Origin of the sequence: Frankia sp. Mgl5, from assembly GCF_023242985.1 — a bacterium.
GTDB lineage: Bacteria > Actinomycetota > Actinomycetes > Frankiales > Frankiaceae > Parafrankia > Parafrankia soli.
This window is the reverse complement of record NZ_JALKFY010000605.1, coordinates 1-19,544: the sequence shown is the minus strand read 5'-3', so window position 1 is coordinate 19,544 and position 19,544 is coordinate 1. Positions and strand designations below refer to the sequence as shown.

Annotated in this window: 11 protein-coding genes and 1 pseudogene; 7 read left to right on the top strand and 5 right to left on the bottom strand. The window is 73.0% G+C overall.

Going from position 1 to position 19,544, the window contains the following annotated elements; all coding sequences use genetic code 11:
- Positions 1–1,266, bottom strand: a complete 1,266-nt coding sequence (locus MXD62_RS11345; protein WP_248829258.1) for a hypothetical protein — start codon at positions 1,264–1,266, stop codon at positions 1–3.
- 595 nt (positions 1,267–1,861) lie between these two features.
- Here MXD62_RS11345 and MXD62_RS11340 point away from each other — a divergent pair.
- Positions 1,862–3,439 carry an ABC transporter substrate-binding protein gene (locus tag MXD62_RS11340; protein WP_248829257.1) on the top strand — a complete coding sequence of 526 codons (1,578 nt, stop codon included), beginning with the start codon at positions 1,862–1,864 and terminating at the stop codon, positions 3,437–3,439.
- A 72-nt stretch (positions 3,440–3,511) separates the two neighbouring features.
- Here MXD62_RS11340 and MXD62_RS11335 read toward each other — a convergent pair whose 3' ends face one another.
- Positions 3,512–4,555 (bottom strand): 3-oxoacyl-[acyl-carrier-protein] synthase III C-terminal domain-containing protein, encoded by a 1,044-nt coding sequence (locus MXD62_RS11335; RefSeq protein ID WP_248829256.1) that lies wholly within the window; start codon positions 4,553–4,555, stop codon positions 3,512–3,514.
- Positions 4,556–4,708: 153 nt separating this feature from the next.
- On the opposite strand from MXD62_RS11335, the pseudogene MXD62_RS11330 reads away from it, so the two are divergent.
- A pseudogene (locus MXD62_RS11330) lies at positions 4,709–5,464 on the top strand (ABC transporter permease); the annotation flags it as partial.
- Here the strand turns inward: MXD62_RS11330 and MXD62_RS11325 are convergent.
- From MXD62_RS11325 to MXD62_RS11315, 3 genes are all read right to left on the bottom strand, one after another.
- Positions 5,435–6,949: an MFS transporter gene (locus tag MXD62_RS11325; RefSeq protein WP_248829255.1), complete on the bottom strand. Its 1,515-nt coding sequence runs from the start codon at positions 6,947–6,949 to the stop codon at positions 5,435–5,437. The pseudogene MXD62_RS11330 and the gene MXD62_RS11325 overlap by 30 nt on opposite strands.
- Before the next feature lie 413 nt (positions 6,950–7,362).
- Positions 7,363–8,214: an MBL fold metallo-hydrolase gene (locus tag MXD62_RS11320; protein WP_071063492.1), complete on the bottom strand. Its 852-nt coding sequence runs from the start codon at positions 8,212–8,214 to the stop codon at positions 7,363–7,365.
- Positions 8,215–8,260: 46 nt separating this feature from the next.
- Positions 8,261–8,773, bottom strand: a complete 513-nt coding sequence (locus tag MXD62_RS11315; protein WP_248829254.1) for a flavin reductase family protein — start codon at positions 8,771–8,773, stop codon at positions 8,261–8,263.
- Between the two features lie 555 nt (positions 8,774–9,328).
- Between MXD62_RS11315 and MXD62_RS11310 the strand changes: the two genes are divergently transcribed.
- From MXD62_RS11310 to MXD62_RS11290, 5 genes are all read left to right on the top strand, one after another.
- Complete coding sequence (locus tag MXD62_RS11310; protein WP_248829253.1) at positions 9,329–12,292, top strand: BTAD domain-containing putative transcriptional regulator; 2,964 nt, start codon at positions 9,329–9,331, stop codon at positions 12,290–12,292.
- Between the two features lie 415 nt (positions 12,293–12,707).
- Positions 12,708–13,886 carry a DegT/DnrJ/EryC1/StrS family aminotransferase gene (locus MXD62_RS11305; RefSeq protein ID WP_248829252.1) on the top strand — a complete coding sequence of 393 codons (1,179 nt, stop codon included), beginning with the start codon at positions 12,708–12,710 and terminating at the stop codon, positions 13,884–13,886.
- Positions 13,853–15,136 carry a Gfo/Idh/MocA family protein gene (locus MXD62_RS11300; protein WP_248829251.1) on the top strand — a complete coding sequence of 428 codons (1,284 nt, stop codon included), beginning with the start codon at positions 13,853–13,855 and terminating at the stop codon, positions 15,134–15,136. Before MXD62_RS11305 ends, MXD62_RS11300 begins: the two co-directional genes overlap by 34 nt.
- The gene (locus MXD62_RS11295; RefSeq protein WP_248829250.1) at positions 15,136–15,849 is read left to right on the top strand and encodes an HAD-IA family hydrolase; all 714 of its coding nucleotides are present in this window, start codon (positions 15,136–15,138) and stop codon (positions 15,847–15,849) included. The genes MXD62_RS11300 and MXD62_RS11295 overlap by 1 nt, the downstream gene beginning before the upstream one ends.
- Before the next feature lie 188 nt (positions 15,850–16,037).
- Positions 16,038–19,544: AMP-binding protein (locus tag MXD62_RS11290; RefSeq protein ID WP_248829249.1), on the top strand; the 3,507-nt coding region annotated here is incomplete at its 3' end.

The window sequence follows — 19,544 nt, the reverse complement described above, 5'->3', positions numbered from 1 at the left end:
TCACGTGGCCCGGCTCATCGCGACGTGGCGGGCGATCTCGTCGAGCACCTCCCGTACCGCGGCGGCGGCGCCGGTCTCGCCGTTCTGCTCGAAGATCGAGCGGGCCTCGTGCAGCACCGCCGTCGCCTGCGGGAAGGCTCCCAGGTGTGCCAGCGCGTTGCCCTGGTTGGCCAGCGCGCGGGCGTAACTGAGCGGGTCGGCCAGGCCCTCCCGGGTCGTGATGACCTCCTGGTAGCGGCCGACCGCCTCGACCAGATTGTCCCGCCGGTGCGCGGACGGCGCGTAGACGAGCGCGTTCGCCAGGCTCAGCTGGGTGCTCGCCCACTGCTCGGGATAGGACTGGCGGGTGTACACGGTCAACGCGGTGCGCAGGCCCTGCATGGCGACCCCGATCCGCAGCTGGTCGGACGCGGAGTTCATCGGCATGGCCAGGTAGGCGGCGGCCAGGTTGACCTGCGCGGACGCGAACAGCTCCGGGGCGGTGTCGACGGTGATCAGGCGCAGCGCGGCCAGGTAGTGCTCGGCGGCGGTGCGCAGGCCGGCCAGGTCGTCTCCGGCCAGCTCGTGGTGGACCGAGCCGAGCGTCAGGTGCAGCTCGGCCCGCCCGGTGGCCAGGTCGGTGTGCTCCAGTGCCGCCAGCGCGGCGGTCAGGTCGGTGGCGACCGCGGGGCTCGGTCCCTCGGCGTCGCGGCGCAGGCCCGCGGCCGTTGCCATGAGCTGGGCGGCCAGCCCGGGGGAGGGATCGGCGGCGGCGGCGATGCCCTCGCCCAGCATCCGCGCGGCGTCGCCGAGCCGGCCGGCGGCCATCGCGTGCGCGGCGTGCGCGGACCACCCCAGGGCCGCGATCTCGCCGGTCTCGTCGGTCAGCGGCGGCGGCTCGTCCAGCTCGCCGAGGGCGAAGCGGACGACGTCCACCAGGATGCCCAGCTCGGCGCCGAGCGCCTCGCGCAGCGCGGCCGGGTCCTCCGGCGGCCGGCCCGCGGGGCGGAGCACGAACCGGTTGTAGCGGGTGACCGGGTCGTCGCCGTGTAGCAGCTCGACCGCCGCGATCACGTTGCCGCGGTAGGCGAGCTCGAGCGCGGCCAGCTCCGGCGGCCACGCCGAGGGCAGCCGTCCATCCGCCAGCGTGCGGCGCAGGCCGGACGTCGTCTCGCCGCCGGGGACCAGCAGGAATCCCGCGGGCAGCGGGAACACCCCGACAGGCTGCGGGCGCGCGCAGCCGGCATACGTGTCGGTGCCCGTGGGGGCGTTGTCGTCTGCAGCCATCTGTGTCACCCGTCGTGGTTCGAGTCGTGTGCCTCGGCCGCGTCACCGGCGGGTCGCCGGACGCCCCCTCCTGGGATCGCGGCGCGGATGACACCGGCACCCCTTCGTCGGGTGGGCGCTCCCGGGCCGGTGGGCCCGCGGCGCCGTCCCGCTCGTCGGGTGCCCGCACCTCGCGGCCCGCTCGCGACGCGTCGGCGCGTGGACGCCTTCGGCAGGGAAACGCTATGTGCCAGGGGCCCGGACGCCGATCGACAGTGCGCGGACGCTGCCACCAACGCGCCCGGCCGTTTGGGACGCCGCGGCCCGGGCTCCGGAGCGGCCCGGGCTCCGGAGCGGCCCGGTGGGCGGTCGTCACGGCGGCTCGTCAGACACCGTCGTGGACTCGTCATGTAGAACGTAATTCTCGCTAACAAAAGTACGTAGTCGCACGCTTGAGTAGACGTTGACTTCGCTAAAACAGCGTGACACAGTTCACTCCCCAACGGCCCTTGTGACGCGCGCGGCCAATCGATTCGGCGGTGGCTGCCCTCACACCGCTCCGGCAGCGACCCCCGCTTCCGCGGGCCTGACATCTGGCACTGGAGAGAGGACGACGATGATCCGTACGAGGCGATTACTCGCCACCGCCGCCGTGTGCGCCGTAGCGATGTTCCTGGGGGCGTGCGGTGGTGGCAGCGATGGCGACGGCGCCACGGGCGTCGCCGCCACGGGTGCCACCGGGGACCCGGTGGCGGGCGGCAAGGGACGGATCCTCATGCTGGCCGACACCAGCTCCATGGACCCGGCCAAGCTCGGCAACGCCTACGCGGCGACGGCTGTCCTGGGCAACGCCCTGTACGGGACGCTGATGATCGACGACGACAAGGGTCAGGTCGTCTACAAGATGGCCGAGTCGTTCACGACCAGCGACAACGGCTCCACCTTCGAGCTCCGCCTGCGGTCGGGGCTGGTCTTCTCCGACGGCAGCCCGCTCGACGCCGCCGCCGTGAAGTTCAACTGGGACCGCCTCAAGGACCCCGCGAACGCGTCGAGCTACCGCGGGGACGCCATGATGATCGCCTCCACCGAGGTGGTGGACGACCGCACCCTGAAGGTCTCGACGGTCGACCCGATGCCGAACTTCGCCGACGTCGTCCTCACCACGGCGATGAACTGGATCGCCTCGCCCGCGGCCCTGCAACGCGGCGCGCAGGCGTTCGAGCAGAACCCCGTCGGCGCCGGTCCGTTCAAGCTTGAGCACTGGACCCGGCAGGCCGACATCGACCTGGTGAAGAACCCGCGCTACTGGGACGCGCCCCGGCCCTACCTCGACGCCCTCACGATCCGCGCGGCCGTCGAGTCCAGGCAGCGTTACAACACCCTGCTCACCGGAGGCGCGGACGTCGCCGTCGAGTCGGACTGGATCAACCTCCACAAAGCCGCGGAGAGCGGCCAGCCGAGCATCAGCAGGCCGGTCAACGGCGGCATCTTCATGGCGCTCAACATGCGCCGGGCGCCGTTCGACGACATCCGCGCCCGCCAGGCGGTGGCCGCGGCGCTCGACCTGGAGGCGCTGAACCTCGCGGTCTACGAGGGCGACGGGCAGCCCGCCGAGACGCTGTTCAACGACGCCTCACCCTTCTACTCCCAGACGCCCCTGAGGCGCGCGGACCGGGCGAGGGCGCAGCGGCTGTTCGACGAGCTCGCCGCCGAGGGCAAGCCGGTGTCCTTCACGTTCACCAGCTTCCCCAGCTCCGAGAGCCGGGCGATCGCCGAGAACGTCCAGGCCCAGCTCAGCAGCTTCAAGAACGTCAAGGTGCAGGTCAAGGTCGTCCAGCTCGCCGAGTACGGCAAGATGAACGCGACGCACGACTTCGACACGTTCATCACGTCCGCGTTCTTCCAGGACCCGGAACCGAAGTTGTACACGGCCTTCCGCGGCGGCAGGGCCACCAATGTGCCCGGGGTCGACGACCCCCAGCTCAACGAGGCCCTCGGCACCGGCCGGACCGCGCCGGCGGAGGCGGACCGCAAGGCCGCCTACGACACGGTCCAGCAGCGGTTGACCGCACTGACCCCCGGGATCTTCCTCCAGCGGGTCGCGCTCAGCGCCGTCTCCGGCAAGAACGTGGGCGGTCTCGCGCAGTACGGGCTCGGCTCGCTGCTGCCCGAGGAACTGTGGATCAAGAAGTAGGGCCTGAGCGGTAGCCCCCTGATCCAGGGCGGGGAGCCGGCAGCCGCCACGGCTGCCGGCTCGTGCCGCGGGTCAGGCGGGTTCAGGTGCGGTCAGCGCCGCGCAGGACCAGGTGAAGCCGGCGCCGGTGCTCATGACCAGGGCCGTCTCGCCGGGCGAGAGCATCTCGCGGTCGAGCAGGTCGGCGATGCCGGCGGTCAGGTCGCCCGCGCCCAGATGCCCGGTCGAGCGGCCGAAATCGACCGCCTCGGCGCCGGTCAGCCGTTCGACGATCGGGCCGAAGACAGACAGCAACGGGCTCCGGTGCACCCGCGGCAGCACCACGCACCGCAGCCTCGGGCTGCCCACGTCGGCGCCGGCCTCCTTCATGGCCAGCCCCAGCAGGGTCTCGAGACGCTCCCGCTCGGCCGTCCGGTAGCCGGAGCTGCCGTTGCGGCGCAGGTAGGCGCGCTTCGTGCGGCGGACGTCGACCGACTCCGCCGCCGAGCGCGCGGCGGCGCCGAACGCGTCGTCGCCGCGGTGCATGGCCTCGAGGCTCGGCGCCGACACCGAGGTCACCGACACCAGCCGCAGCCCCGCCGGTACGGGAGCCGCAGGCTCCGCGAGCTCCGCGGGGTTCGTCCGGCTTACCAGCACCGCGCTCGCGCCGTCACCGTAGGCGACGCCGAGGTCGCTGTTCCAGCGGTCGAATCCCGGCGGGCAGAAGCGGTCCGCGGTCGTGACCAGGACGCGGGTCATCGTGGGATCGCCCAGCAGGTGGGCAGCCGCGGACTGCAGTGCGGCGGCACCGCCGTTGCACATCTGCTGGATCCCCACGGGCATCGCGTCGTGGGCGCCGAGCTGGTCGGCGATGTAGTGCGCGGGTGACCAGAAGTCGTGCCCCTGGTAGTAGCTCCAGGCGTGCAGAAGCAGATCCAGCTCGGCGCCGCGCCAGCCGGCCCGGGCCAGCGCCGCGTTGGCGGCGAGCACCGCCATCTCCGGCGCGGACGGCCCGTCCGACACGGCCAGCATGGTGTAGCCCGTGTCCTCGGGTGTTCCGCCCACCTCGGAGGGCGGCTGCCGGCGCGGGGGAAGCCAGGTGGCGGCAGCGTTGACGTGGATGGTGTCAGTCCTCATGCGGTCGCGATCTCCCCAGCGGGTGGCGGGCAGGGCGGCAGGGCACAACGGGAACCACCATCGACCTGTCAAGAATAGGGGGCACCGTCAGCGGTGTCGCAAAGTCCTGGAAACGACGCCCGGTCGGCCCGGTGACGTCCCCGCGAACCGGCGGTGGCGAGCACACAGGGTTATCAGGCCGCACGCCGCGGGCCAGGGCGCGGGAAACTGCCAGGATGGCCCGACCGCACCCGACCGCCGGTGGACCACGGTCGCCCGCCGGTGAGTAGCCACGCGGATCTGCGCCTCGGCGCGGGGCTCCTGCTCCTGCTGGCGCTCGCGGTGGGGGCCCTCACCTGGGCCCGGGTCGCCCGGCGCCGGGACGTTCTCACCGCCTCGCTGCGTGCCGCCGTCCAGCTCACGGTCATCGGTCTGGCCCTGCGCGGGGTCTTCGCCGCCCCGCCGACCGCGGTGATCGTTGTCGTGCTCATGCTCACCGCGGCGGTGGGGACTGCGACCCGCCGGCTCACCGAGCTCGCGCCCGCCGGCCGGGCGGTGCTCGTCTCCTGCGTGATGGGGGCCGGTCTCCCGATGGGGGCGGTCTTCGCGGTCGGGGCGCTCGAGCCGTCCACCCGGAACCTGATCGCGCTCACCGGGAGCCTCGTCGGCGGCACGATGACGTCCTGCACGCTCACCGGGCGGCGGCTCGCCGAGGGGCTCCGGCTGCGGTGGGACGAGGTCGAGGCCTGGCTCGCTCTCGGCGCGACACCGCGGCGGGCGTGCCTGGACATCGCGCGCGCCAGCGTCTCCGAGGCGCTGGTGCCCGCGCTCGACCAGACCCGCACCGTCGGGCTGGTCACCCTCCCCGGCGCGTTCGTCGGGGCGCTGTTCGGCGGGGCCTCACCCGGGCAGGCGGCGCGTTTTCAGCTGATCGTGCTGGTCGGCCTGCTCGCGGCGGAGAGCATCGCCGGGGTCACGCTCGCTCACCTGCTGGGCGCGCCGAGCCGCCTGCCCGGGGTCGCGGCGGACGCCGAGGACCGACCGGACGCCGTGCCGTGAGCTCAGCATGATCGTCAACCCGCCCAGCAGGGCGAATCCCGCGGCGATCAGATACGCGGCGGCGAACGGCCCCGGATGGAGCGTGTCGGCGACGACCGCGGAGAGCAGGCTCGTGCCGACGACGCCGCCGATCTGGCCCGCCGTCTGCTGCAGGGAGGCGACCAGCCCGAAGCTGTCCTCCGGGACGGAGTCGCTCGCGATGACGATCAGTGGCGGCTGCGCGTGCCCGAAGGCCAGGCCGCTGCCGATCAGGCCGACGATGACCAGCCACAGCATGTCCGACCGGGTGCCGAACGCCATCACGGCCAGCGCGACCACGTAGGCCGCGCCCGCGCCCGAGGCGAGCGCGCGCGGCCCGATCCTCGTCCCCACCCAGCTCGCCGACGGCGCGGCCAGCGCGATCGACAGCGTGCGGCACATCGTCACCGCCGAGGTCAGGGCCACCGACAGGCCGAAGAGCCCCTCCAGCAGCAGCGGGGTCACCAGGAAGTTCCCGAGGTGCGCCGCGGAGATCATGAACGACGCCAGCCCGGCGGTGCGGACGTCCCGTTTCGCCAGCAGCTCCATCGGGACGACCGGGTCGGTGCTGCGCCGCTCGACCACGGTGAGCAGCCAGAACAGTGGGACCACCGCGACGAGCAGCGCGATCACGATCGGCCGTGGCCCCCACGCCGCCGCGCGGTTCACCCCGAAGGTGAGCGCGAAGACGGCGGCCGCGAGCACCACCGCGCCGGTGCGGTCCAGTGGACGGCGCAGCCCGTCCCGGTCCGGCGGCAGCACGCGGAGCGCCGCGACCAGCGGGACGACCGCGATGCCGGCCTGGATGAAGAACACCGCCCGCCACCCGACGGCGTCGATGATCAGCCCGCCGACGGCGAGACCGGTGACCGCCGCCCCGGACAGCACCCCCGACGCCCACGCCGACGGACGCACCCGCTCCTGCGGCGGGAAGACCGCGAACAGCATCGCGAACGACGCCGGGATCGTCGCCGATCCCGCGAGCTGGGCGACGATGCGGAACCCGATCAGCGACGCGGCGTCCCACGCGAGCCCGGTCGCCAACGAGAAGACGACGGCGAGGGCCGTGCCGATCAGGAACGTCCGGCGGTGGCCCCGGATGTCGCCGATCCGGCCGAGGATGGGCATGGCCACCGCGAGGGCGAACAGGGAACCGGTGACCGCCCAGGAGATCACCCCGGTGCTGGAGCCCAGGTCGTCGGCCACCGTCCGCAACGAGACTGTGAGCAGCGTCGCGGTGAAGGTGGTCGCGAACATCGCGGCCAGGCAGGTGAGCAGGACCTGACGTCGCGCGGCCACGTCGCCGCCGGCACGTCCCCCTCCGGGCTCGGTCGGCATCCGCTCTCCCCCCGCGCAGGCACGGGGGCGCCGGCCGTCCAATCGTCTGTCGCGGAAGTGCTCGGAAGCAACCAATCCGCCCCGATCGGCTCCTCGGAAGTAGCCGCAACAGGGCAGTCCCCGGTCCACGGCCGGGGACTGCCCGCCGGTCTCACAGCTGCGGTCTCACATGTGCACTGCCGTCCGCGCGGTGGCCTGGCTGGTGTCCGGGGCGTCGGGGCGCACCAGGAGCCCGGCAGATGATCGCACCGACCGCGAGGATGCCCGCGCCCCAGGCGAAGCTGACGCGATGACGAACTGACGCGCCGTCGCCCGCTGTGGCCGATCGGCCGCAGGCCACGGTTGATCATGGTGTTCCGCGGAACACCGGAACACCGGAGCGCCGGAGCCGACCGGCCGGCTCCGTCGCGGTATTAGGCCCGCGGCGTCTGTTCCGCTGCCGCCGGCGCTGGGTCGGCGACAAAGTGCAGGTAGCGCTCGGCGGAGCGGTGCATTGCGCCATGGCCGTCCGAGCGGACGATGGTCTGCCAGAACGCGCCGTAGATCGCGTCGAAGGCGAAGGGTTCCAGCAGCCGCACGGCCCGGCGCACGGTCTCCGGGCGTTCCGGGATGTAGTTCGGGTATGAGTACATGAAGCTCACGTACCTACGGTCGAGGACGACCTGAAGGATGTCCCCGGAGAACAGGGCGCCTCGCCCGTCCTCGCCAGCGGCGTGATGCAGGACGGTGCCGCCGGCGAAGTGCACACCGCCGTTCACCAGGGTCAGCCCGTCGCCGATGGTGAGGGTGTCACCCGTCCACAGGTTGACAGCGGCGCAGCGGCGGCCGAGCCACTGCTCGTCGGCGGCGTGGACGTAGATCGGGACGTCGCCGAAGGCACGGCTCCAGTCGACCATCGAGCCGTAGAAGTGCGGGTGGCTCACGGCGATGGCGGTGATCCCGCCGAGCTCGGTGACCTGGGCGATCAGGTGGTCGTCGAGGAAGGGCACGCAGTCCCAGAGGATGTTGCCGCTCGCCGTGGTGACGAGCAGGGCCCGCTGGCCGATGGAGATCTTCGGTGCCGAGCCGATGCCGTACACGCCCGGGCCCTCGGGTTCCAGTCGGCCGCGGAAGCCGTCCGAGCGGAGCTCGCCGAGGGTGGTCCAGCGCTGCCCGTCCCAGCCGACGTACTGCCGCTCGTCCTCGCAGACCGGGCAGTCCGGTCGCGGCGCCGCGTACTGCACCCCGCAGGTGACGCAGATCGGCAGGCCGGTGGCGAGATCCACGATGCTGTCCTCCGCGGAGCGGTCGGTCCGGGCGACGGGCTGGTTGTCAGATGCTGGCAAGCTGCCGGAACCGGCTGCCGTGGAAGACCAGCGGGGTGACGCTCGCGTCGGAATCCAGGGCGTGGATCCGCAACAGCGCGATCAGATGATCGCCTGCGGGCACCTCGCTGACAAGCTCGCACTCGAGGGTCGCGGCGGCCCCGGCGACGAACAGCGCGCCACCGGACGTCGAGGTCAGCTCCATGCCGGCGAACCGGTCACCGTCGCGGGCGGAGAGCTGACGCGCCGCCAGGTCGTGGGCCTCCCCGAGGACGCTGACGCCCAGCCGGCCGAGTGCCCGCAGCCGGGGCCAGGTGGTGGACGAGTTCGCCACGCACACCGAGACCAGCGGCGGGTCCAGGGAGACCGAGGCGAACGAGCTCACCGCCATCCCGACCGGCTCTCGACCGGCGAGCCCACAGACAGCGGTGACCCCGCTGGGGAAACAGCCGAACGTCGTACGAAGCAGGCGTTGGTCGACCGCAGTGGCGTCGATGGCGGTCAGCCGCGCGTTGACCATCCAAGGTCTCCTCTCGCCGGGAGTCTCCCGCGACCACTCGTGTCTCCGGCCGGAGGACACGCTTCTCGCGGGCTCGCCTCCGCACCGCGCGCCCGCATCACCTTGCTCACCTAGGACATGCTTCGACCGCTTTCTCTTCCCGTTCCGGGCATTGATCGAGAGATCCTTGTGACATCGACATCGCGCGGGCCTCCGGTCGACGGGCCTGCCACGCCGTCTCCCGCCGCGCACGCTGTGGAAAGCCACTCGCTGTGGACAGCCACTCGCTGTGGCGCCTAGACTTCTCCACGTGTGCGGTGATCTTTTCCTAACTCGCCGTATTTATCTTGACTGCGAGCGGATCAGCGGCGCGATCTGTCGCTAGCGCCGCCGCCTGCCGCGGCCGGTGGTGCCGGTCGATCGACACGCTTCTCCCGGGCGGCCGCGCGCACGGCGCGAGCGTTTGGTCCGAGACTTCGCCCTTCCCCGCAAGCCGGTCAGGAACGTTTCCCATAGCCACAGCCGGGCCGTCCGGTCCGCCTCGCGGGCCGTTCCGCGTGCAGAAGGCAGTACAGAGTGCGATTCCACGTGCTGGGGCCGCTGGAAGTGATCCGGGATGGCCAGCCCATCGTCGTGCCCGGCGTCCATCAGCGTGCCACGCTCGGTTTCCTGCTGCTGCATCCGAACACGGCGGTGGCCACCAGCAGGCTGCTCCGGGCCCTGTGGGACCAGGAACCGCCGGTGACCGCGCGCAAGATGGTGCAGAACGCGGTGGCGGGCCTTCGCCGGACGCTGGGCGGCGGGGCGGACGTGCTGACCCGCGCACCTGGATACCAGCTGAGCGTCCGCGCCGACCAGGTGGACCTGGCCGCCTTCCAGGAACTGAGCGCGCGTGGCCGGGCGGAGCTGGCCGCCGGTTCGTGGGCCGCCGCTGCCGCGACCCTGTCGGCCGCGCTCGGCCACTGGCGTGGGCCCGCGCTGGCCGACCTGGCGGAGGAGGGCCTGGCCTGGCCGGAGGCCGTCGCCCTGGACAGCGCACGCATGGTCACCTTCGAGGACTGGGCGGAGGCGCAGCTCGCCCTCGGCCACCACCAGGAGCTCGTGCCCGAACTGGAGTCGGCCGTCGAGACGACCCCGCTGCGGGAGCGGCTGACCGGGCTGCTGATGTTGGCGCTCTACCGCTGCGGCCGGCAGGCGGACGCGCTCGAGCGCTACCGGCGCACCCGGGGCGCTCTCGTCGACCAGCTCGGTCTCGATCCCGGGCACGAGCTGCAGAATCTGGAACGGGCGATCCTCGACCACGAGCCCTGGTTGGCCTCACGGCCGACGGGCGCGCTCACCTCCCGCCACGCCGGGGTCCTCGCTCCGGGCCGGATGATCGCCAGCAGCGGCCCGATCGCGGGGACTGGCGCTCTCGCGGGGACTGGCGCTCTCGCGAGGGCCGGTGCGGTCGCGGGAACCGGTGGCCTGGCGGCCGGCGGTGTGGTCGCGGCGGCCGGAGTGGCTGGCGTGGGCGGCGACGGCGGCGCGGCCGGTGCGCGGCTGCCGGAGGTCCTCCCGGCCCGGGCCCCCGGCGTGCACGCCGCCCGGAAATGGGTCAGTGTCCTCGCCGGTCGACTCGACATCGGGTCGGGGGCGGAGCTCTCCGATCCGGAGGACGCCGACCGGGTCCTGCGGGCCGTCACCGCCACGGTCCGGGCCGAGACCGCCCGTTTCGGCGGCGAGGTCCACACGGCGCTCGGCTCGGTGTGGATCGCGGTCTTCGGCCTGCCCCGAACCCGGGAGGACGACGCGGAGCGCGCCGTACGCGCGGGCCTGGCCATCCGGCGGGCGGTCGCCACATCGGCGAAGGCGTCCTCGTGCGGTGTCGGACAGTACGACCTGCGGATGGCCGTCACCACCGGGGAGGTCCTCGCAACCCTCACCCAGGCCACGCCGGCGGCCGCGGCTTCGGCGGCTGCCACCGCGATGTCCGGGGATGTCACCGGCCGGTGCATGCGCCTGCTGGCGTCTGCGCCCAGGGGTGAGCTGCGGGTCTGCGAGGCGACCAGGGCGGCGTCCGACGGGGCCTTCACCCATGCTTCGACGGACGAGCACGGCCGGGGCGTCGGCGGCGTGGTGGCGGTGCGCTCGGGCGGCTTGGCGAGTGCGTTCGGGGCCGGTCCGGCGGGCCGTGAAGGAGCCCTCCACGTGCCATTCCTCGAGCGGGAGCACGAGAAGGACCTGATGCACCGGCTGCTCGCCGAGACCGCCCGCCGCCACCGGCCACGGCTGGTGACGATCTTCGGCGAGCCCGGCATCGGCAAGAGCCGGCTGCTGTGGGAGTTCTGCCGGGAGGCCGGCGACGCGGCTGTCTCGCGCGACGTCCAGTTCCTGCACGGACGGATCGGGAGGTTCCAGAGCGGCCCGTTCGAGGTTCTTGCGGACATCACCCGCACGTGGGCGGGGATCACCGAGGACGACTCCCGTGAACTGGCGGTGACGAAGCTCGCCGCCGCGGTCGGGATGACGGGCGCCACCTTCGAAGTCTCACACCGCCTGGCGGCCGAGCTGGTTCCGCTGCTGGACCCAGCCTGGCCGGGCGGCGAGGACGGAGCACGCGTGCTCGCGGCCTGGCGCCGGGCGCTCGGGAGGATCGCGGCCGTGGCCCCGACGGTGCTCGTCGTCGAGGACCTGCACCGGGGAGACGACCGGCTGCTCGACTGTCTGGAGGTGCTCGACGAGCAGTTGGGCCGCGTTCCGCTGCTTGTCGTCGCCAGCACCCGGCCGGACCTGCTCGAACGGCGGCCGTGCTGGGCCGGCGGCAAGCGTGACGCGACGACGATGTCCCTCGACCAGCTCTCCGCCGCCGCCATCCAGCATCTGATGGTCGATCTGGCGGTGCTGTACGGGCTGCGCCCCGCGCCGTCGGCGCCGCCGCTCGCGGGCGCGGGCGGCGGCGGGCGCGGGCCCGCACCCGAGACCGCGGCCCACGAGTGCGGGACGGTCGCCAAGGTCGGCGGCAATCCGCTGTTCGCGGTCGCCCTCGTCGAGATGCTCCGCGCGGCACGGGCCGCCAAGGGCGACGGCGTCTCCCCGGCTCTGCTGATCGACAGTGCGGGCCCGATCGGCCCGGGCTCCGCGATGGTGTCGATCCCGCGCACGGTTCACGGCGTGATCGCGGCGTGGCTGGACACTCTGCCGTCACGCAGCCGTCTGGTGCTGCAGGGCGCGGCGGTGTTCGGCGCGACCGTCTGGGCCGCGCCGGTCGCGGCCGAGTGCGAGCTGACCCGCGAAGACGTCCTGCGGGAGTTGGGGTACCTCGAACGCCGGGGCGTGCTGCGGCAGATGCCGACCGTTGCCGACCCCGACCCGCACTACGAGTTCCGGCATGCCTTCGTCCGGGACGTCGCCTACTCGCAGATCCCGCGCGCCGTCCGGGGAAGATGGCACCTGTGCTTCGCCCGCTGGTTGGGTGACGAGCACGGGCGGGTCGCACAGGACGATCTCCGCCGGCACCACCACCGGCGCGCCGACAGCCTCACCGCCGCGGCCGGCTAGCGGCCGGCTGGTGCGGCCGTCGGGACTGCCCTGACATGCGTCCCTGAGCCTGATTCCGGCCTGCGCTGACCCGTCCTGTCGGACGGCCTCAAAGCGGTGATTGTGAACGAGTCGTGACCGTCGAATTCCCTTGTTCCCGGCCGTCTCGCGGTCATCTTCCGGGCGGCGTTTTGTGACGCCTATGTGATCTCTTCGGATCGGTTGGAGGGGGGTGGTAGGGGTTGCCTCTGGGGCTGACGCGAAACTTCTTCTCGGCTAGCCTGAAAAATAATCCGAATCGTGCGCCTCCCTGCCGTTCCTGTTGGAAAAGGTGTGGGTGACGGTGAATCTCGGAGAAATGCGGGTTGACTGCGGTTGGAAATTCCCCGTGTGAACGTGAAACGGCTCCGGACAGTGGTGAGAAATGAGGAGAGCGATGAGTGCTGCCCCGGTTCTGCGGTCACCCCTTCCGGCGTGGCCGCAGTACGACGACGGCGAGCGGGCGGGTCTGACCCGCGCGCTCGAGCAGGGTCAGTGGTGGCGGATGGGCGGCGGCGAGGTCGATGCCTTCGAGGACGAGTTCGCGCGGTACCACGGGGCCGACCACGGCCTTGCCGTCACGAACGGCACCCATGCCCTGGAGCTCGCGCTGCAGGTCCTCGGGGTCGGCCCGGGAAGCGAGGTCATCGTCCCGGCCTTCACCTTCATCTCCTCGTCGCAGGCGGCGCAGCGACTGGGCGCCGTCGCCGTGCCGGTCGACATCGATCCGGTCACCTACAACATCGACCCGGTCGCCGCCGCGGCCGCGGTCGGCCCGCGAACCAGGGCGATCATGCCGGTGCACATCGCGGGCGAGGTCGCGGACATGGACGCGCTTGGCAAGATCTCCGCCGACACCGGTGTCCCCCTCCTGCAGGACGCCGCGCACGCGCACGGCGCGCGGTGGCAGGGGCGGCGTATCGGGGAGCTGGACTCGGTCGCGGCCTTCAGCTTCCAGAACGGGAAGCTCATGACGGCCGGCGAGGGCGGCGCGGTTCTCTTCCCCGAGGCGGGGCTGCGGGAGGAGGCTTTCCTGCGGCACAGCTGCGGACGTCCCAGGACCGACCGCTTCTACTTTCACCGGACCTCGGGCTCCAACTTCCGCCTCAACGAGTTCTCCGCGGCCGTCCTGCGAGCTCAGCTCGTTCGGCTGGACGGCCAGATCGACACCCGCGAAAAGCGTTGGCCGCTGCTGTCGGGACTACTCGCGGAAATTGATGGTGTCGTCCCGCAGGGCCGCGACACACGGTGCGACCGCAAACCGCACTACATGGCGATGTTCCGGATTCCCGGCCTGGTGGAACAGCAACGGAACGAGCTCGTCGACCGGCTGGTGGCGGCGGGCCTGCCCGCCTTCGCCGCGTTCCGGGTCATCTACCGTTCCGACGGTTTCTGGGAGACGGGGGCACCGGACGTATCCGTCGACGACCTGGCGCGGCGATGCCCGAACGCCGAGGCGGTCGCGGCCGACGGCATCTGGCTGCACCACCGCACGCTGCTCGGCACCGAGAAGCAGATCCACGAGATCGCCGAGATCATCGCGTGGGCGCTGACCGAGAGCCGGAGCGGGCGGTGAGCGCCCCGCTGACGGGCGCACTGGGCGCGCAGCTGGTGCCTGTTCAGTCGCGGGTGACCCAGCCCCAGCCGCCCCAGCCGCCGCAGTCGCCGCGGCCGGTTCGGCTGGCGCCGCCGCGGCCCGCGACCGGCGCCGTCCGGGTCGCCGTCGTCGGGCTGGGCTGGGCCGGCAGGTCGATCTGGCTGCCCCGGCTGCGTGACCACCCGCGGTTCGTGGTCGCCGCGGCGGTCGACCTCGACGCGGACGCCCGCGTCGCGGTTGCGGCGGACGGCGTCGACGCCCTGCTGCTCGCCAGCCCGGATCTGCTGAGACCCGACGAGATCGACCTGGCGGTCGTCGCCGTGCCGAACCATCTGCACAGTGTGGTCGGCGGCCGGTTGCTCGCCGCGGGCCTGCCGGTCTTCCTGGAGAAGCCGGTCTGCCTCAGTGGCGCGCAGGCGGAGGAACTGGCCCGTGCTGAGCGGGCGGGTGGGGCGGTCCTGCTCGCGGGCAGCGCCGCTCGCTGCCGGGCGGACGTCCGGGCGCTCTACACCCTCGCGCGGGCCTGCGGGACGATCCGGCACGTCGATCTCGCCTGGGTACGTGCCCGGGGCGTGCCCGACGCGGGCGGCTGGTTCACCGACACCACGCGCGCCGGGGGCGGGGCGCTGCTCGACCTCGGCTGGCACCTGCTCGACACGGTCGCTCCACTGGTCGGGACGGCGGACTTCACCCAGGTCGTAGGCACGGTCTCCGCGGACTTCGTCCGCAGCGGGGCGGGGGGAGCCACCTGGCGCCACGCCGGCGGCCCCGGCCCCGGCTCGGGCCGGCGCGAAACGGACCGCGGCCGGCGCGGCGACGTCGAGGACACGGCCCGGGGGTTCCTGGTCACTGAGCGCGGTGTGTCGGTGTCACTGCGGGCGAGCTGGGCCTCCCACGAGGCGCTCGACAGCACGGTGATCAGAGTGGAGGGCAGCGCGGGAACCGCCATGCTGACCTGCACCTTCGGCTTCAGTCCGAACCGGCGCGACGGATCGGTGCTGACGTACACGCGGGACGGCGACACCGTCCGGGTGCCGGTGCCGTCCGAGCCGGTGGGCGCCGAGTACCGGCGCCAGCTCGACGAGCTCCCGGACCTGCTCGCCGACCCGGGAGCGCGGGGACGCGCGGTCGCGGAGGCGCGGCGTGCCGTCGACGCTGTGGAGCGGTTCTACCGTTCGGCGCGCCCGCCAGGTGCGGCGGCGGGCGACCACCGGTCGGGACGGATCTGATGGGGCACGAGTCAGGGGCTCTCGATCCCGTTCGCTCCGGCACCGGCGGAAACGCTCGCCCTGATTTCGCCCATGCTGTCGTCTTCGATCTGGACGGCGTTGTCGTCGACAGTTTCGCCGTGATGCGGGAGGCATTCCGGATCGCCTACGCGGAGGTGGTCGGCGCAGGTCCCGCGCCTTTCGGTGAATACCATCGTCACCAGGGGAGATATTTCCGCGACATTATGCGGATCATGGGACTTCCGGCGGAGATGGAGGAGCCGTTCGTCCGGGAGAGCCATCGGCTGCGGGCCGAGGTTCTCGTCTACGACGGCGTGGTCGACCTGCTCGACACCCTGCGCCGCCGTGGGTACGGCCTCGCCGTCGCCACCGGGAAGACCGGCTCGCGGGCACGCGACCTGCTGGCGCATCTCGGCCTGCTCCGCTTCTTCCACCATGTCGTCGGCTCCGACGAGGTCGCGCGCCCGAAACCGGCGCCCGACATCGTGCTGCGGGCGCTGGATCTGCTCGGCGCCCGCCCGGAACGGGCCCTCATGATCGGTGACGCGGTGACCGACCTGCGGAGTGCCCACGACGCGGGGGTTCGCGCGGCGGCCGCGTTGTGGGGGTCGCCGGACGAAGCCGAGCTCCTCGCGGGCGGCCCGGACCTCGTGCTGCGGCGGCCGGCGGACCTGCTGGCCGTCCTGCCGGCACAGCCGGCGAGCGTCGGCTGAGCCCCGGGCAGCAGGGGGGCGGCGGCCGAAGCCGGGCGCCGGAACAGGGGTGGTGCAGGGGAGGTGGATCCGTATTTCTCGGTCAGACTGGTAAAGGCCGCAAGTTGCCGCGATGTCGTGTCTGAATCATCCCCCGGCACGCCGGCCGGGCCTCGCACCCGACGGACCAACCCGACGGAGGAATGCGAATGCTGCGCACCGAACTGATTGCACCGCTGCCCCAGCTGCTGCGCGGGAACGCCGAGCGTCTCGGTGACAGGATTGCATTCCGCGATGCCAGCCGTGCCGTCGGCTGGGCGGAGCTGGAGCGGCGCACCGGCTGGCTGGCGGGCCACCTGGCCGACCTGCGGCTGCAGCCGGGTGACCGGGCCGCGATCGTGCTCGGCAACTGCGTCGAGGTAGTCGAGAGCTATCTCGGCTTCGCCCGCGCGTCAGTGGTGGGCGTGCCGATCAATCCTCGGGTCACCGAGACCGAACTGGCCTACCTCCTCGACGACTGCGGGGCTCGGCTGGTCGTCACCGACCCGGCGCGGATCGACATGGTCGGTCGCGTCCTCCGGGACCGGCCCGGTCTGCGAGTCGTGGTGACCGGCGGCCATGCCCCGCCGCCGTCCGCCCCGGCCGGGACGCTGTCGTTCGCGGCGCTGGCAGGCGCCCAGCCCCGCTCGGCGGCCCGCGACGATCTGGGACTCGACGACGTCGCCTGGATGCTCTACACGTCGGGGACGACGGGACGTCCAAAGGGCGTGTTGTCGACCCAGCGAAGCTGCCTGTGGTCGGTCGCGGCCTGCTACGCCCCGATCCCCGGCCTGTCCGAGCAGGATCGCGTCCTGTGGCCGCTGCCGCTGTTCCACAGCCTGTCGCACATCGCCTGCGTGCTCGGGGTGACGGCGGTCGGGGCCAGCGCCCGGCTGCTGGACGGATTCGCCGCGTCCGAGGTACTCGCCGCGATCCAGGAGGACGGCTCGACCTTCCTGGCCGGGGTCCCGACGATGTACCACTACCTCGTGCGGGCGGCGCGCGAGAGCGGCTTCAGCGCGCCGAGCCTGCGGATGTGCCTCGTCGGGGGCGCGATCACCACCGCGCGGCTGCGCCGCGACTTCGAGGACGCGTTCGGCGCCCCGCTGCTGGACGCCTACGGCAGCACCGAGACCTGTGGGTCGATCACCATCAACTGGCCGACCGGCGCGCGGGTCGAGGGCTCCTGCGGACTGCCCGTACCCGGCCTGGGGGTACGCCTTGTCGACCCCGAGACCGGGCTCGACGTGGGAGCCGGCGCCGAGGGAGAGGTGTGGGTGCGCGGGCCGAACGTGATGGTCGGCTACCACAACCAGCCCGAGGCCACCGCCGCCGCACTGCGCGACGGCTGGTACCGAACCGGTGACCTGGCCCGCCGGGACGACGCCGGCTACTTCACCATCACGGGCCGGATCAAGGAGCTCATCATCCGGGGTGGCGAGAACATCCACCCCGGCGAGGTGGAGGAGGTGCTGCGCGGTGTCCCGGGCGTAGCCGACGTCGCGGTCGTCGCCCGCCCGCACGACCTGCTCGGTGAGGTGCCGGTGGCCTTTCTGGTGCCCGGCCCGGAGGGCCTCGACCCCGACCGCCTCCTGGCCACGTGCCGGGAGCGGCTGTCGTACTTCAAGGTGCCCGAGGAGCTCTACGAGATCGACCGTATTCCGCGGACCGCCTCGGGGAAGATCACCCGACACGTGCTGCTGGAACGTCCGGCGCGGCTGCGTGCCGCCAGCAGCGGGCACCACGACACGCTGTTCCGGGTCGACTGGATCCCGCGCCCGTCGGTGACGTCCTCCTCGGTCCGCGCCCGCCCGGACCACACGTCGAGCCCCGTTCAGGCCGGTGGGCCCGGCCGCCAGCCCCTTTCGGCTCCGCTGGTCGGGACGCCCGTTCCGCCGGTCGGCGGCGAGCGGAGGTGGGCGATCATCGGCGCGGACGCGTTCGGATTCGCGCCGGTGCTCACCGAAGCCGGGATCCTGGTCTCCCAGTACCCGAACCTGGACGCCGTGCGACGGGCCGCCGCCGACGGCGACGAGGTTCCCGACCTTGCAGTGCTGACGTGCGGGTCGGTGCTCGGCAAGGCGGGCGTTCTCTCCGACGACGCGGCGCGGGCGGTCACCTGGCTGTCCGGCGAGATCGCCGGCTGGCTCGCCCAGGAGCGCCTGGCCGGCGTGAAACTGGTGATCGCCACCCGCGGCGCGGTGGCGGTCGGCCCCGACGACGACATCGAGGACCTGATCCGCGCGCCGCTGTGGGGCCTGCTGCGCACGCTGCAGACTGAACATCCGGACCGCTTCGTCCTGTTCGACCTCACGGTCGACGACCCGGCGGGGGCGGCGGCCCTGCCGGCCGTCGTCGAGTCGGGCGAGCCGCAGGTCGCGGTGCGGCAGGGGGTCGTCCTGCTGCCCCGGCTCGCCCGGGTGGCCGCCGTCCCGACCGACCAGGACTCACCGACGGGCGGGAACCTGTTCGCCGACCCGCTGCGGACGGTGGTCGTCACCGGCGCGGACGGCCCGGTCGGGGCCGCACTGGCCCGTCACCTGGTGGCGAACTACGGAGTCCGCAGGCTGCTGCTCGTCAGCCGTCCCGGCGTCGCGGGTGACACGGGTGACCTGGGTGAACTGGGTGACGCGGGTGGCCTGGGCGGCGCGACCGGTGAGCACTCCGCCGAGGCGCTGCGGGCCGAACTGGCGCACGCGGGGGCGACAGTCACGCATGTCCCATGCGATCTTGCCGACCGGGCGGCGCTCGCGGCGGTGCTGCACCGGCACGCCCGTTCGGTCTGCGCGGTCTTCCACGCCCAGAGCGCCGCGGGACCGGTCGGCGGGCTCCGGAACGACGAGCAGCGGCTGGCCGCGACCCTGGCGGGCGCGCTCAACCTGCACGACCTGATCGGCGGGCCGGAGACCCGGGCGTTCGTCCTGTGCTCCTCGGCCGCCGGCCTGCTCGGCGGGGCGGGACTGGCCGAGCCGGCCGCGGTGAGCGTGTTCTTCGGCGCGCTGGTCCAGCACCGCGCCGCGCGCGGCCTGCCGGCTGCCAGCGTGAGCTGGGGGCCGTGGGAGGGCAGCGAGCTGCCCGAGCTGCCCGGCTCCCGCGCGCTGCGCGTCCGGGAAGGCCTGGCCATGTTCGACGCGGCCCTCGGCGCCGATCAGAGTGTGCTGGCGGTCCTGCGCCCGGACGCCGCCGTGCTCGCCGACGACGCCCCGCCCGCGCCGCTGCGCGGACTGATCGACGTCCCGGTGGCGCACCGGCCCCCGGACGACGCCGTCGCGGTCGAGCTGCGGACGAAGCTCGCCGGTCTGCCCGAGGCCGACGCTCTGCGGCTGTTGACGACCCTCGTCCGGACCGAGGTCGCGCGGGTCGCAGGCGGATCCGCCGGCGCGGCCGTCGAGGCGGGGACGGCGTTCCGCGACCTCGGACTGACCTCGGTGACCACGGTCGAGCTGCGCAACCGGCTGACCGCGAGCACCGGTCTGCGGCTTCCCGTGACCGTGGCCTTCGACCATCCCACCCCGCTCGAGCTGGCTCGCGAGCTGCGGCGCGGGCTGCTCGGCGAGGCATCCGCCGCCGTGGCGGTCCGGAACCGGCGCGCCGTGTCGGACGAGCCGGTGGCGATCGTGGGTATGGCGTGTCGGTTGCCGGGTGGGGTGGTGTCGGCGGAGGGGTTGTGGGATGTG